14 protein-coding genes and 1 tRNA gene are annotated in these 14,575 nt (G+C 63.8%); 7 read left to right on the top strand and 8 right to left on the bottom strand.

What is annotated here, in order from left to right; all coding sequences use genetic code 11:
- Nucleotides 1-81: 81 nt before the first annotated feature.
- Nucleotides 82-1,296, bottom strand: coding sequence for a DUF819 family protein (locus K3179_RS03040; RefSeq protein ID WP_160594224.1), 1,215 nt, complete (start codon nucleotides 1,294-1,296; stop codon nucleotides 82-84).
- Nucleotides 1,297-1,323: 27 nt separating this feature from the next.
- Nucleotides 1,324-2,397 (bottom strand): PLP-dependent cysteine synthase family protein, encoded by a 1,074-nt coding sequence (locus K3179_RS03035; RefSeq protein WP_221562407.1) that lies wholly within the window; start codon nucleotides 2,395-2,397, stop codon nucleotides 1,324-1,326.
- Nucleotides 2,398-2,510: 113 nt separating this feature from the next.
- Here K3179_RS03035 and K3179_RS03030 point away from each other — a divergent pair.
- Nucleotides 2,511-2,584, top strand: a tRNA-Gly gene (locus K3179_RS03030).
- 6 nt (nucleotides 2,585-2,590) lie between these two features.
- On the opposite strand, the gene K3179_RS03025 is transcribed toward K3179_RS03030, so the two are convergent.
- The gene (locus tag K3179_RS03025; RefSeq protein ID WP_221562406.1) at nucleotides 2,591-3,385 is read right to left on the bottom strand and encodes an SDR family oxidoreductase; all 795 of its coding nucleotides are present in this window, start codon (nucleotides 3,383-3,385) and stop codon (nucleotides 2,591-2,593) included.
- Between the two features lie 86 nt (nucleotides 3,386-3,471).
- Between K3179_RS03025 and K3179_RS03020 the strand changes: the two genes are divergently transcribed.
- From K3179_RS03020 to K3179_RS03000, 5 genes are all read left to right on the top strand, one after another.
- Nucleotides 3,472-4,779 (top strand): alkaline phosphatase PhoX, encoded by a 1,308-nt coding sequence (locus K3179_RS03020; RefSeq protein WP_247712780.1) that lies wholly within the window; start codon nucleotides 3,472-3,474, stop codon nucleotides 4,777-4,779.
- A gap of 10 nt (nucleotides 4,780-4,789) precedes the next feature.
- Nucleotides 4,790-5,344 carry a TMEM165/GDT1 family protein gene (locus K3179_RS03015; RefSeq protein WP_221562404.1) on the top strand — a complete coding sequence of 185 codons (555 nt, stop codon included), beginning with the start codon at nucleotides 4,790-4,792 and terminating at the stop codon, nucleotides 5,342-5,344.
- A 107-nt stretch (nucleotides 5,345-5,451) separates the two neighbouring features.
- Nucleotides 5,452-5,913: a Dps family protein gene (locus K3179_RS03010; RefSeq protein WP_221562403.1), complete on the top strand. Its 462-nt coding sequence runs from the start codon at nucleotides 5,452-5,454 to the stop codon at nucleotides 5,911-5,913.
- 73 nt (nucleotides 5,914-5,986) lie between these two features.
- Nucleotides 5,987-6,607 carry a 6-phosphogluconolactonase gene (locus tag K3179_RS03005; RefSeq protein ID WP_221562402.1) on the top strand — a complete coding sequence of 207 codons (621 nt, stop codon included), beginning with the start codon at nucleotides 5,987-5,989 and terminating at the stop codon, nucleotides 6,605-6,607.
- Complete coding sequence (locus tag K3179_RS03000) at nucleotides 6,595-7,065, top strand: NUDIX domain-containing protein (RefSeq protein WP_221562401.1); 471 nt, start codon at nucleotides 6,595-6,597, stop codon at nucleotides 7,063-7,065. Before K3179_RS03005 ends, K3179_RS03000 begins: the two co-directional genes overlap by 13 nt.
- Here K3179_RS03000 and dinB read toward each other — a convergent pair.
- The gene (dinB, locus tag K3179_RS02995) at nucleotides 7,062-8,180 is read right to left on the bottom strand and encodes a DNA polymerase IV (protein ID WP_221562400.1); all 1,119 of its coding nucleotides are present in this window, start codon (nucleotides 8,178-8,180) and stop codon (nucleotides 7,062-7,064) included. The two genes, K3179_RS03000 and dinB, sit on opposite strands and share 4 nt — an antisense overlap.
- A gap of 65 nt (nucleotides 8,181-8,245) precedes the next feature.
- On the opposite strand from dinB, the gene K3179_RS02990 reads away from it, so the two are divergent.
- Nucleotides 8,246-9,511 (top strand): multidrug effflux MFS transporter, encoded by a 1,266-nt coding sequence (locus K3179_RS02990; protein ID WP_221562399.1) that lies wholly within the window; start codon nucleotides 8,246-8,248, stop codon nucleotides 9,509-9,511.
- Here K3179_RS02990 and K3179_RS02985 read toward each other — a convergent pair.
- From K3179_RS02985 to K3179_RS02970, 4 genes are read right to left on the bottom strand one after another with little or no spacing between them, the layout of a single operon-like run.
- Nucleotides 9,508-11,058 (bottom strand): acyl-CoA carboxylase subunit beta, encoded by a 1,551-nt coding sequence (locus tag K3179_RS02985; RefSeq protein ID WP_221562398.1) that lies wholly within the window; start codon nucleotides 11,056-11,058, stop codon nucleotides 9,508-9,510. The genes K3179_RS02990 and K3179_RS02985 overlap by 4 nt on opposite strands.
- Before the next feature lie 56 nt (nucleotides 11,059-11,114).
- On the bottom strand, nucleotides 11,115-13,028 hold the full coding sequence (locus tag K3179_RS02980) for an acetyl/propionyl/methylcrotonyl-CoA carboxylase subunit alpha (protein WP_221562397.1): 1,914 nt from the start codon (nucleotides 13,026-13,028) through the stop codon (nucleotides 11,115-11,117).
- A complete protein-coding gene (locus K3179_RS02975; RefSeq protein WP_221562396.1) occupies nucleotides 13,018-13,527 on the bottom strand; it encodes a Cif family virulence factor in 510 nt (169 codons plus the stop codon). The genes K3179_RS02980 and K3179_RS02975 overlap by 11 nt, the downstream gene beginning before the upstream one ends.
- Nucleotides 13,528-13,565: 38 nt before the next feature.
- Nucleotides 13,566-14,552, bottom strand: a complete 987-nt coding sequence (locus K3179_RS02970; protein ID WP_247712779.1) for a phytoene/squalene synthase family protein — start codon at nucleotides 14,550-14,552, stop codon at nucleotides 13,566-13,568.
- Between the last annotated feature and the right edge of the window lie 23 nt (nucleotides 14,553-14,575).

The following is a 14,575-nucleotide window of genomic DNA, read 5'->3' as shown; positions in this document are numbered from 1 at the left end:
CCTCTCTTTTCTTGCCAACGGCTGTGGCAAGCGGATGCTCCGAAATCAACCGGTTTCAGATGAAACCTTTACCTTTCGGGATTATCCGACCGCCGCCATCATCTGTGCGCACAGGATCGCGCCATAGGTGCCGAGCGCATAGCCGAGCACTGCCAGCAGCACGCCGACCGGGGCCAGTGCCGGGTGGAACGCGGCCGCCACGACGGGCGCCGAGGCGGCCCCGCCCACATTCGCCTTGCTGCCGACGGCGACGAAGAAGAACGGCGCCTTGATCAGCTTGGCCACCAGCAGCAGCAGGATGACGTGGAACAGCATCCAGATCAGCCCCACGGCCATGAAGCCGGGCGCATCGCCCAGCTGCGTGACGTCCATCTTGGTGCCGATGATCGCGACTAGCAGGAAGATGAAAAGCGTGCCGAACTTGCTCGCGCCGACGCCTTCCAGGTTGCGCGCGCGGGTGAAGCTGGCGGCAAGGCCGAGCGTGGTCGCCACCACGACGACCCAGAAGAAACTGCTCGCCAGCGTTGCCTCTTCGCCCTGCAATTCAGCGAAGAACCCGCCAAGCATGGTGCCTGCAAGATGACACAGACCGACCACCGCCAGTGTTGCGCCGAACAGCAGGACGTAATCGTTCGCTGTCGCCACGCGCTCTACCGAGCTGGTGTAATCGGCCATCTTGTCGCGCAGCCGGTCGATCGCGCTGCTGTCCGCGCCGAGCCAGCGGTCGACCTTCTCGCTCGCGCCTGCACCGTAAAGGAGGAAGATCATCCAGATATTCGCGACGATGATGTCGACCGCGATGAGCGCGGAGTATTTCTCGATATTATAGCCATAGACTTCCAGCATCGCGGTCTGGTTCGCGCCGCCGCCGATCCAGCTACCCGCCAGAGTGGCGAGGCCGCGCCATGCCGCGTCCTGTCCCGTCCCGATGATCGACGGATCGAACTGCGCGACGATATAGAGCGCGAGGGGGCCGCCGATCACGATGCCCAACGTCGCAGTCAGGAACATGATGATCGCCTTGCTGCCAAGGCCCAGAATACCCTTCAGATCGATGCTGAGCGTCATCAGGAACAGCGCTGCGGGCAGGAAGAAATCCTTCGCCACGGTCCAGAGGTTGCTCTCGCTCACATCGATGAGGCCGAAGGTGACCATCAGCGAGGGCACGAGGTAGCAGACCAGGATGATCGGTACGAAGGTATAGAACTTCTGCCATCCCGGCCGATCCCGCGTCACGAATACGAAGGCGAGCACCAAGCCCAGTAGCCCAAGGATGATGCGGTCGTCGGTAATCACGTTAAATCTCTCCCGGAAGGGGCTGTATCAGCCGGCAGCGAAAGTGCCGGTTTCGAAGAAATGGGCGATCTTCTTGCGCTGGGGCAGGATGTCGAAGCCTTTGTCCGCCAGCCAATCGTCGTCGAAAATCGTGTCCGCATAGCGCGCGCCGTCATCGCACAGGATTGAGACGATCGAACCCTTGAAGCCGCGCTCTGCCATGTCGGCGGCAATCTTGGCGCAGGCCCAGACATTGGTGCCGGTCGATCCCCCGCATCGCCGCCCGAGCCGTTCGCTTACCTCGTGCGCGGCAGCGATTGAGCAGGCGTCGGGCACGGCTTCCATGGCATCGACCACGTCCGGCAGGAAGCTGGGCTCCACCCGCTGGCGCCCGATCCCCTCGATACAGCCAGAGGGATGGTCGACGCGCTCGACCGACCGGTCGGCCCAGTGGCGGTGGAAGACCGAGCCTTCGGGATCGGCGACGCAGACCTTGGTGTCGTGGCGGTTGTAGCGGGCGAAGCGGCCGATGGTTGCTGATGTCCCGCCGGTCCCGGCTCCGCATACGATCCAGCGCGGCACCGGATGCGGCTCGCGCTGCATCTGGGCGAAGATCGATTCCGCTATGTTGTTGTTGCTGCGCCAGTCCGTCGCCCGCTCGGCGAAGGTGAACTGGTCGATGTAATGACCTTTCAGATCATCGGCGAGGGCTTGCGCTGCGTCATACATCTCGCCGGGATTGTCGACGAAGTGGCACTTGCCGCCGTAGAAGGCGATGGCATCGATCTTCGCCTGCGCCGTCGTCTTGGGCACTACGGCAATGAAAGGCAGGCCCAGCATCCGCGCGAAATAGGCCTCCGACACGGCGGTCGACCCGCTCGATGCCTCGACGATGGCTGTACCCTCGCTGATCCAGCCATTGCACAGGCCGTAAAGGAACAGCGAGCGCGCGAGCCTGTGCTTCAGGCTGCCGGTCGGGTGGCTGGATTCGTCTTTCAGGTAGATCGCGATGTCGGGAAGCGCGGGGACGGGCAGGGGGATGAGATGCGTGTCCGCGGACCGATTGAAATCGGCCTCGATCCGCCCGATCGCCCAGTTCACCCATTCGCGCCTCGTCGTCATCCGGCCCTTCTATAGGCTTGGCCGGGAAGGTGAAGGCGCCGTCCGGTGTTTTCCGCCGCTCACCGAATCGATTGACCGTGTGGCGCCGCCCGTGGCAAGCGCCGCTCCACCTCGCGGGTGTAGCTCAATGGTAGAGCAGCAGCTTCCCAAGCTGACGACGAGGGTTCGATTCCCTTCACCCGCTCCAACGACCTCATTTCGGAGGCATGCGGATCGCGCCGTCGAGGCGGAACTGGTGGCCGTTGATGTAGCTGTTGCGGGCGATCTCGACGATCAGCGAGGCGAATTCCTCCGGCTTTCCCAGCCGCTTGGGGAAGGGGACGCTGGCGTTGAGCTGGTCCCACATCTGCGGGTTGCGATCCTTCATTCCCAGCATCAGCGGGGTCGCGAAAATGCCCGGCATGACCGAGTTGACGCGAATGCCGAGGTCCATGAGATCACGGGCCATCGGCAGCACCAGCCCGTTCACGCCCGCCTTGCAGCTGCCGTAGATCACCTGGCCGATCTGGCCGTCCTGCGCGGCGACGCTTGCGGTCAGCGTGATGGCGCCGCGCTCGCCGTCTTCGTTGAGCGGCTCGCTATTGGCCATGCCGAGAGCGGAATGGCTGGCGATGCGGTAGGATGATATGAGAATACCCTCCGCGCCGAACGCATAGTCTTCTGTCGGCAGACGCTTGTAGCCAGCCGTTTCCTTGTCCCAGCCCAGCGTCTTGCCCCGGCGGCTGGTCATGGCGCAATGGACCGTCACGCGCTCCTGTCCGTGGGCCGCACGGGCAGAGGCGAAACCGTCGACCACCGATTGTTCATCGGTAATATCGACCCGCACGAAATGGCCACCGATTTCCTTCGCGTGCGCTTCGCCGGCTTCCTCGTTCACATCGAAGATGGTGACTTTCAGTCCGGCTTCCGCCAGCGCGCTCGCACTTGCCTTGCCGAGACCCGATGCGCCGCCGGTCACCACAGCTGCCATTTTTGCTTTCAATTCCATCACTTGCTCCCAACTGTCATTGACATTTCACGCTTCTATCGCATGGCGCGCCTGCAGGGCCAATGGAGACAGATTTGAACCCCCGGATGCAACGCAGACATTTCCTTTCCACAACCGCAACTGCCTTCGGCGCCCTGACGCTGAGCGGGTGCATGACGCGGGGGGCGGAGCTTACGGCTGCCGGATACGGGCCGCTGGTCCGCGATCCGAACAGTCTGCTCGACCTGCCCGAAGGCTTCTCCTACCGCCTGCTGTCCAGCCTTGGCGATGCGATGAGTGATGGCGGGACGGTTCCGGACAAAGCCGATGGGATGGGCTGCCTATCGCTGCCCGGCGGAGAGATCGCGCTGGTGCGCAATCATGAACTCAAGCAGGCCGACGAGCCCGGCGGGGCAATCGCCGACGGGTATGACCGGATAGCGGGGGGATCCGTCCTGCCGGGTGGCACGACCACGCTGGTGCTCGATGCGGCGACGCTGGAAAAGAAGCGCGAATATCGCTCGCTGGCCGGGACCATCCGCAATTGCTCGGGCGGCGTGACCCCATGGGGGAGCTGGCTGACCTGCGAGGAACATGTCACCAAAGCGGACGATATCGGCCCCGGAAGGCTGGGCCGCGACCACGGCTGGGTTTTCGAGGTTCCCGCCGATGCGGAAGGCCTGGTCGACCCTGTGCCGCTGATGGCGATGGGCAGGTTCAACCACGAGGCCGCCTGCGTCGATCCGGAAACGGGTATCGTTTACCTGACCGAAGATCGGGGCAATTCCGTCCTCTACCGCTTCATTCCCAAAGTGCCCGGCAAGCTGGCCCAAGGCGGCAGGCTGGAAGCGATGGTGATCGACGCTGTGCCCGACACGCGCAATCACGACGCGCCGTTGATGCCGGTCGGGCAAAGCTATCCGGTGCGCTGGATCGCACTAAACGATGTGGAGGCGCCAGAGGACGACCTGCGCGAGCGTGCCGCGGCGCAAGGTGCCTCGATCATCGCGCGCGGCGAGGGCATCCACATGGGCACGGACGAGCTTTACATATGCTCGACCAATGGCGGGGCCGCCAAATATGGCCAGGTGTTCAGGCTGGTGCCCGGGCGCGGGGTCGGTCCCGACCGGTTCGAACTGTTCTTCGAAAGCGAAAGCGCCTCGCAGTTCAACTATGGCGACAACCTGACGGTCGGGCCGAACGGTCACCTTATCGTGTGCGAAGACCAGTATACGCCCATCGTGGACAATCACCTGCGCGGCATCACGCCGTCGGGTGAAGCCTATGCCTTCGGTCGCCTGCGCATGCAGACAGAACTTGCAGGCGGCTGCTTCTCGCCCGACGGTAAGTGGTTCTTCGTCAATGCCTATGCGCCGACGCGCACGATAGCTATCACCGGACCATGGAAGACCTGATCGCCGGAATATGAGCGCGCTGCTGTTCGCCCTTGTCGCGGCCTTCACGCTTTCGATCGGCGCACGCGACCAGCTTCTGGTTGCAGACCTCAGAGCGAGGCTGGGGCCTTCGCCCGGCATGTTGGCGGCGGGTATGGCCAGCGCGGCGACAACGGGCGCGCTGGCAGGCTGGGCTGGCGGAAAGATATCCGCCTCGCTGTCGGTCAATACGGCGCAGATGTTCGTCGCGATGGCGCTTCTGCTCGCCGCGCTCGAACTTGCATGGCCCAATCGCGAAAAGATACCTTCGGAACCTACGCGCTCGCTCTTCGCAATCGGTCTTGCTCTTGCGCTACGCCAGCTGACCGATGCGGCGCGCTTTGTCGTCTTCGCGCTCGGTGCGGCGCTTGCATTCCCGCAGATGGCAGCGCTCGGCGGCGCATTGGGGGGCATGGCGGCGATTGCGACCGGCTATGCCCTGGGCGAGAGGCTTCGATCCCTGCCCCACCGCCAGATACGGCTTGTCCTGGCGGCGGTCGCATTCCTCATGGCCATATTGATCGGAATTTCCGTTCGATACTATTAGGGTGAATCGCTTTGTTCGATATCTGCAACAGGCAAAGACCATGAAACCCTTCGCCCCCGCCGCCGTTGGTTGGGCAGACAGTTCATAATCCAAGAAGGGGATTTTCCATGGCCGAACTCGGCAACAATTCGAAAGCCGGTCTCGTCACCGCGCTCAACGGCGCACTGGCTGACACGCTGGCGCTCTACATGAAGACCAAGAACTTCCACTGGCACGTCGCAGGCCCGCGCTTTCGCGACCTGCACGTCCTGTTCGACGAGCAGGCCGCGCAGCTGATCGCCACCGTCGACGACCTTGGCGAGCGCGTGCGCAAGAACGACGAATATACGCTGACCTCTATCGGCTCGGTCGCCAGCGAGACGAAGATCGCCGACCAGGACGACGTGACGATCACGGCCGACGCGATGGTCAAGGAGTTGCGCGACGACAACCGCAAGCTCCACGATCGTCTCGGCAAGGTGAAGGAAGAGGCCGAAGCGGTCGGCGACAATGCCACGAGCGGCATCGTCGACGACTGGATCGACGAATGCGAGGAGCGTATCTGGTTCCTCAACCAGACCAGCAAGTAAGCTTCGCAAATAAATACCAATTCAAAGCCCGTTCGCACCTTGGGTGCGGGCGGGTTTGTTGTATGAGTGGGCCATGGCAGACGTAACGATCATCGAACGGGCAGGCGACGAGGCGATCGCCGATTGGCTCGCCGCACGACTTTCCGGGGCGCTGGACGCAAGGGAAGGGCCGGTCACGATCACGGTCCCCGGTGGTTCGACACCGTTCCCGATCATAGAAAAGCTCCTCGAACACGATCTCGATTTCTCGCGGCTGGTCGTGTGGCCGAACGACGACCGCATCGTTCCCGAAGATCACGAGGCGTCGAACACCGGCAAGCTGAGGGCCCTTTTTGAACCGGCCGGTGCGGAAGTGGTGACGCTGACGATCATGGAAGCAGTCCCGCACTTCGACCTTGCCTGGCTCGGCATGGGTGCGGACGGTCACATTGCCTCGCTCTTTCCGAACACCGATCCCCGGCTCGATGAAGAGCGGCGGATCATCCGCCTGACGCCCGATCCCCTGCCGCCGGAAGCGCCGTTCGACCGGATCAGCCTGACGCTGCCGGCATTGCTCGATTCCGGCCAGATCGCCTTCGTGATCCGCGGCTCCGATAAGCGCACCGTCTTCGACGAGGCCGTTTCCGGTCAAAGCGATTTGCCCGTGGCGCGCCTGCTGAAGGGCTCGAGCCAACCGGTCACATGCTTCACCTGATCCCGGCGCCGCTACACCGGCTCGCCCTTCGCATCGCCTACCGTCTGCGGGCACGGCTTCGCAAATCCACCGGGACGACCCGCGACGGGGTGAGCGTGATCGTGCGCGACCTCGACGGGCAATTGCTCCTCGTGCGCCACAGCTATGGCCCCAAGGGCTGGTTCTTCATCGGCGGCGGCATCGATCGCGGTGAAACGGCGGAACAGGCGGCACGGCGCGAGATGCGCGAAGAGGTCGGCTGCGAAGCGACCGCGATCAGGCTTATCGGCACCATCGAAGAGGAACTGTCGGGTGCCGCACACACGGCACATATCTTTGCTGCGGTGATCGACGACCTGCCCAGACCCGATGGCCGCGAAATCGTGGAAGCGCGCTTCTTTCCCACCCACTCGCTGCCCGAGCCGCTGAGCCCGCGCACGCGCGAGCGGCTGGCCTTGTGGCACGCCAACGCCGCCTAGAGCAGGCTCAGCTGCGCGTCGGGGCGCCGCGGTTCTTCCTCTTCGTCCTTTTCGAGCTTCGATAGCGTCAGCCCCATCAGCCTGATTGGCATGGGGAGCGGGAGAACCTCTTCGAGCAGGGTGCGGGACACGCTCGCGAACTCCTCCTTGCCGGTAATCGGGCGGGCCACCGACTTGGCCCGGCTGAAGATCTGGAAGTCGGTGTATTTCAGTTTCAGGGTGACCGTGCGCCCGCTTGCCTCGGCGCGCTCGATCTGCTCCCAGACGATGTCGATGATGTTCTCCAGCGTCTCGCGCAGTTCGCCGCCGGATGAGATGTCGCGGCTGAAAGTGCGTTCTCCGCCCACGGACTTGCGGGTCCGGCTTGCGCGCACCGGGCGCAGGTCGATGCCGCGTGCGGCGCGGTAGAGATAGTCGGCGAAGCTGCCGAAATGGGCGCGCAGCCACTCGATGTCCTTGGCGGCGAGGTCCGCGCCTGTCGCGATGCCGAGACGGGTCATCTTCTCCTCCGCCTTCGGACCGACGCCGTGAAACCGCCTGACGGGCAGGGACTGGACGAAATCCGCGCCTTGGCCCGGGCGAATGACGCATAGTCCATCTGGCTTGTTCTGGTCGCTGGCAAGCTTGGCGAGGAACTTGTTGTAACTGACACCGGCGCTGGCGGTCAGCTTCGTCTTGGCGCGGATTTCCTGCCGGATCAGCTCGGCGATGCGGGTCGCGCTGCCTATGCCCAGCCGGTCTTCGGTCACATCGAGATAGGCCTCGTCGAGGCTGAGCGGTTCGACCAGTTCGGTGTGGTGGCGGAAAATCGCCCTGATCTGCTGCGAGACTTCGCGGTAGACGTCGAAGCGGCTCTTGCAGAAGATGAGATCGGGGCACAGCCGCTTGGCTGTGACCGAGGGCATGGCGCTGCGCACGCCGAACTTGCGCGCTTCGTAGCTGGCCGCGGCCACGACGCCGCGACCGCTCGCCCCGCCGACTGCCACGGGCTTGCCACGCAGGTCTGGATTGTCGCGCTGTTCGACGCTGGCGAAGAAGGCATCCATGTCGACGTGGATGATCTTGCGCAGGCCATCGGCCTCCTCGTCATCATCCCTGTCCTGCGCTTCGCTCATGTCACTCCAGATAGCGATACGGGTTGCAAAGCGGAACCTTGTGCGGCACCCGCCATTTTGTGCAAATGCGAAACGATCAACTTGCGACGGGCGAACGCCCCCCTGCCGAGGCCGCGACCCGCGCGCCCATCGGCGAGCGCGAGCTGATCTGGATGATGGCGCTGCTGATGGCGCTCAATGCTTTCGGCATCGATGCCATCCTCCCCGCGCTCGACGCCCTGGCGAGCGATCTGGGCGCCCAGGGCAACAACCGGCAATTCGTGGTCGGCGCCTATTTGCTGGCAGCAGGGATCGGTACGCTGGTGCCGGGTGCCTTCGCCGATCGCTACGGGCGCAGGCCCGTGCTGTTCGTGGCCCTGTTCCTCTACATCACGCTTTCGATCGCCTGCGCGCTGGCCAGCACATTCGACATGCTGGTGCTGCTGCGCGCGGCGCAGGGCTTCTTTGCAGCCGGCATCATCGCCCTTCCCCCAGCGATCATTCGCGATCGGGTGGGCGGCGACAAGATGGCGCGCATGATGAGCCTGATCTTCGTGATCTTCCTGCTCGTCCCGGCAGTCGCGCCCAGCATCGGGCAGGGCGTGCTCGTCCTGATGGGCGACTGGCGCTGGATCTTCGCCAGCATGGCGCTGGCCGGCGTGGTGATGAGCGCCTGGGTCTATTTCCGCCTGCCGGAGACGCTGCACGAGGAAGACCGGCAGGAAATCCGCATCGGTCCCATCGCGCGCAACATGAAGAGTGCGGTCACCTTGCGCGAGACCATCGGCTACACGCTCGGCAGCGCGCTGGTCTTCGGCGGGTTGTTCGGCTTCATCAATTCCTCGCAGCAGCTGATCGGCGAGGCTTTCGGGGCGGGCGACCGCTTCCCGCTGATCTTCGCCATCTGCGCAGGCTGCATGGCGCTGGCCAATTGGTCGAACAGCCGGATCGTCGAACGTTTCGGCGCGCGCAAGGTCAGCCACGCGGCGTTGTTCGCCTTTATAGCGGTGGCGGCGGCGCAGCTCTATTTCGCCAACCAGCCCGACGAAACGCTGTGGACCTTCGTCCCGCTGATGGCGGCGAACATGAGCCTGCTCGGCTTCATCGGCGCGAATTTCGGCAGCATCGCCTTGCAGCCCTTCCGCCACATCGCCGGCGCGGCGTCTTCGGCGCAGGGCTTCCTGCGCATGACCAGTGGGGCCTTGCTGGGGGCCTTCGTGGGCTATGCCTATGACGGCACCGCCCGCCCGCTTGCGGCAGCGCTGCTGGTCACGGCAGTGTTGAGCCTTGCTTTCGTGCTGTTCTCCGAGCGCGGGGAATTGTTCGGCGAGAAAATGCCCGAAGACGCCTAGGCTTCGGCGTGCAGGCGTCGCCAGGCGAGATCGGCAAATTCGCATAGCAAGGGCCGCGTATCGCGCGGGTCGATGATGTCCTCGACATTGAAGCGTTCGGCGCTGCGGAAGGGCGAGGTGACCTTGTCCAGCCGTTCGCGAATGGCGGCCAGTTCCGCCACAGGGTCCTCCGCCGCCTCCAGTTCCGACTTGTAGGCCACCTCCAGCCCGCCCGCGATGGGTAGCGAACCCCAATCGCCCGACGGCCAGCAGAAACGGTACTGGTACGTCTCCGCATTGCTCATCGCGCTGCCCGCAATGCCGTAGGCGCGGCGCAGCACGACAGAGGCGAGCGGGACGCTGGCCTTGTAGATCGCGTTCATCGCCTGCACGCCGTAACGGATCGTACCCGCCATTTCCGCCTCGCGCCCGATCATGAAACCGGGGTTGTCGACGAGATGGACGATCGGCAGGCGGAACTGGTCGGCAAGCTTTACGAAACGTTCGACTTTCTCGCTCGTCTTCGCCTCCCACGAACCGCCGAGGTAGCTGGGGTCGCTTGCCAGAACCATGACCGGCCAGCCGTCGAGGCGGGCGAGCGCGGTGATGCAGGCGCGGCCCCACATACGGCCGATCTCGAACACGGTGCCCTGGTCGAACACCATCTCCATGCAGCGGCGCATGGAATAGACCTGCTTGTCCTCGCGCGGGACGAGGGAGAGCAGGGCCTCCTCGCGGCGGTGGACCGGATCGGTGCAATTGGAACGGCGCGCGAACTGGCCGACGTGTTCGGGCATGAAGGAGAGGAAATGACGCGCGCGGGCGAAGGCTTCGGCCTCGCTGGCCACCTCGTCGTCGATCACGCCGTTGCGGGTATGGATGCCGCTCCCGCCGAGGTCTTCCTTGGCCTGGTTGTGATCGGTCGATCCCTTGTAACTATCGCCGAGGCCGTCGACCACGGCGGGACCGGCGGCGAAGATCTGGCTGAGGCCCTTCACCATGATCGAATAATGGCTCGCCACCGCGCGCGCCGCGCCAAGCCCGGCCGTCGGGCCGAGCGCGAGGGCGACGACGGGCACGGTATCGAGGTTCTTCACCACGTCCGACCATCCCGGCACGGCGGGAATATAGGTCGCGCCGATCTGTTCGAGCGTCTTGACGCTGCCGCCGCCGCCCGTGCCGTCGATCATGCGGATGAGGGGCAGCTTCAGCTCGTGCGCCATCTTTTCGGCCTGCACCATCTTGCGGGAAATGCCCGCATCGGCCGCACCGCCGCGAATGGTGAAATCGTCTGCCGTGGCGACGACCGGGCGGCCATCGATCAGCGCTTTTCCAAACAGGAAGGGGGCAGGGAGGATACCGGCAAGGTCGCCGTTTTCGTCATAGCTGGCCTTGCCCGCGATCTTGCCGATCTCGCGGAAACTGCCGTCGTCGACCAGCGCGGCGAGCCGGGCGCGGGCATCCATCTTGCCGCGCGCGTGCTGGCGCGAAACCTTTTCCTCGCCGCCCATCTGTTCGGCGAGCGCTTCGCGTCGGCGCAATTCGTCGAGTTCGTCCTGCCAGCTCATGCGTGCCCTCTCTCCTCGGCGGGCACGCTTGCAAGGGTCGGAGCGAAAGGGAAGCCTTATTCTTCTTTCGGCTCGACAACCGCCAGCACGGCCTCGACCTGGACCTGCCCGCCTGTCGCAGCGGAAAGCTCGGTCACGGTCCCGTCGAACGGCGCGGTGAGCGCGTGTTCCATCTTCATCGCCTCGAGCACCATCAGCCGCTGGCCAGCCGTGACCGCATCGCCCTCGGCCACATCGACCGCGATGACCTTGCCCGGCATCGGCGCAACGATAGCGCCGTCGCCCGCGGATGCTTGGCCTGAACCGTCAGAACGCTGGCTCAGGAAGTAGATCATGCCGCGTTGATTCACGAGTGTGGCATGCTCGATAGGAAACGCTTCACCGAATTCGTCATCAAACGACGCATTGAAGTCTGCTTCAACGTCGAAAGCGGCGCCAGAGTGTTGGAACGTTACAATCCGCCTCGGCGCGGAATTTAATCTGAAGCCAGCGATCTTCTCCATCTCAACGGGAGGTGTAAAGATCTCTTGACCGGACTCATGATCAGCAACGTGAATTGCATTGGCTGCGACGTGGCCAAGCCGAGAAAGATCGGGCTGCTCGGGGGGAAGAAGTTCGCTCTCATTCTCGCCGATGAAAGCGGTTGTAATGTCGCCTGACTGAAATTCGGCATCGTCGAGGCAAGACCAGAGAAAGCCAGAGTTGGTTTTGACCGGCCAAACAATTGTCTCGACCAGAGCATTTTTCAGCTGTTCGATTGCGGCTTCACGGTTCGGACCATGAGCGATCAGTTTGCCGATCATTGGGTCATAAAATGGTGAAACTGAGGCGTTTTGTTCGACGCCGACATCGGCCCTGCAATCCGTGCGCCAAGGGAGCTCGAAGTGCTCCAAACGCCCGGTGCTTGGCAAGAAACCCCTCGCAGGGTCTTCTGCATAAAGCCGCGCTTCCATTGCCCAGCCATCAATGCTCAGTTCTTCTTGCTTCAGCGGGATCGGTTCCCCGCTCGCTACGCGCAGCTGCCATTCCACGAGGTCCACACCGGTAATTTCCTCGGTCACCGGATGCTCGACCTGCAGGCGCGTGTTCATCTCCATGAAGAAGATGCGGTCGGCGCGCAGGCCTTCGCTGGCGTCGGCGATGAATTCTATCGTGCCTGCGCCCTCGTAATCGACCGCCTTGGCGGCCCGCACGGCGGCGGCGCAGATTTCGGCGCGGGTGGCCTCGTCCATGCCGGGGGCGGGGGCTTCCTCGATCACCTTCTGGTGGCGGCGCTGGAGCGAGCAGTCGCGCTCGAACAGGTGGACGACGTTGCCGTGGCTGTCGCCGAAGACCTGCACCTCGATATGGCGGGGCGAGGTGATCCACTTTTCGAGCAGCACTTCGTCGTTGGAGAAGCTGGCCTTGGCCTCGCGCCGGCAACTTTCGAGCGAAGCTTCGAAATCCTCGGCCTTTTCGACCTTGCGCATGCCTTTGCCGCCGCCGCCTGCGACGGCCTTGATCAGCACCGGATAGCCGATGGCGTCGGCCTCGGATTTGAGGCGCTCGACCGACTGGTCCTCGCCTTCGTAGCCCGGCGTCACCGGCACACCCGCCGCGCGCATCAGCTTCTTGGCGGCATCCTTCAGCCCCATAGCCTCGATGCTCGACGGTTTCGGGCCGACCCAGATCAGCCCGGCATCGATCACCGCCTGCGCGAAGCCCGCATTCTCGGACAGGAAGCCGTAGCCCGGATGGATCGCTTCGGCCCCGGTTTGCTTCGCCGCCGCGATGATCTTGTCACCGACGAGATAGCTCTCGGCAGCGGGCGACGGCCCGATATGCACCGCCTCGTCGGCGCTACGGACGTGCAGCGCCTTGGCATCGGCATCGGAATAGACCGCGACCGTGGCGATCCCCATTTCACGCGCAGTGCGAATGATGCGGCAGGCGATTTCGCCGCGATTGGCGATGAGGAGTTTAGTTATCATCTTTGGCGACCCAATCTGCGCCGACCGCTGCGCATTGCGACGGAGGGACCATCGTGAAACTGACGTTGCCGACCTTCCACGATCCGTCCCCGGTCCTGACCATGCTCATCGAATTGACTCCACAGTGGATGACCTTGTCGTCGGCATGAAAGCTGTAGGGTCCCCAGACCTGCGCCATGTCTCCATCCACGAGGATCGTGTCATAAGTCATCGTTTCGTCGAGCCCTGGTGGCGTATCGAGCCAGCTACGGAGGTGATCGACGGCTGTCCGCTGACTTATCTTCCAATTGCCCGCTTCCATCCGGTTATGGATGAAGATTAGCCCTTCGGGCACCAATGTATTGGCGAGCGCGGTCTTGTCGTCGCTACGTAGTGCGTCGAAGAAGGCATCGACCCCTGCGGCTACAGCGCGTTGTTCGTCGCTGAGCATGTCTGCGGTGTCGTTTGCGTGGGCTGGGGCAGCCAGCAAAGCTGCGGCCAAGATGATGTGTCCTCTCATGCTGGACGTCGCTACGCCAGAGGCGCGCGCGCTTCAAGCTACCAACCGGCGACGGGCCTGAAATCGTGCCGCGACCAGATGATCGGTTCCTGCGGCCCGCTCGGACGGTTCCACAGCGCTTCGAAAAAGGCGGTGGTGACGTGCCAGCTTTTCTCCAGCCCGCCGACGCGCACGCGCTTGTCCCAGGCCAGCTGGCCGCGGCTCAGAACCTTGCGCCCGATCGCGCCGTAGATGTTGGCCGCCGCAAGCACGGCCCAGCGCTGGCGAAAGCGCAGCTTCTTCGCGCCGAGCTTCGATGCCGCTTCGTGCTTTTCCATCAGCGCGATGAGGCGCGGCATCAGGCTGGCGAGCTTGAACCGGTTTTCGGGAAGGGCATGTTCGCCCGCTTCCCAGTCCAGTTCGGCAAGCCACGTCGCGGGCAGGTAGCAGCGTCCGGCCTCCGCATCCTCGGTAATGTCGCGTGCGATATTGGCGATCTGGAAGGCAAGGCCGAGGTCGCAGGCGCGGTCGAGCGTTTCGCCGTCATCCTTGGGCACGCCCATGATCACCGCCATCATGATGCCGACCGATCCGGCCACGTGATAGCAATAGCGCATCATGTCGGCCTCGGTCCGCGGCTGCCAGCGGGTCGCGTCGAGCGCAAAGCCGCCGATCATGTCGTTCGCCATGTCCCAGTCGAGCCCGCACTCGTCCGCAACGAGGCCGAAGGCATCGAAAGCGAAGTCTGCCGTGGGCTGTTCGTCGAGCGCGCGCCTGGTCAGCACGCGGATCGCCTGTACGCGGTCTTCTGCGCTTTTGAGGTCGCCTTGGTCTCCCAGAGGACCGCCCTTGTCCTGGTTGTCGGCGATATCGTCGCACCGGCGGCACCAGGCGTATAGAAGCCAGGAGCGTTCGCGGGTCGTGCGGTCGAACAGTTTCGACGCGGCGGCAAAGCTGTGCGAGCCTTCCGCAATCGCCTCATAGGACTTGGCGACCAAAGCGGCACGCTCGCGCCCGCCACCTGCACGCGCAGGCGTGACGCGCAAATTGCTGGTCGTAAGGGGTCGCT

Origin of the sequence: Qipengyuania intermedia (genome assembly GCF_019711615.1) — a bacterium.
Classification (GTDB): Bacteria; Pseudomonadota; Alphaproteobacteria; order Sphingomonadales; family Sphingomonadaceae; genus Qipengyuania; species Qipengyuania intermedia.
The sequence above is the reverse complement of the archived record's forward strand: the minus strand, read 5'-3'. Positions and strand labels throughout refer to the sequence as shown.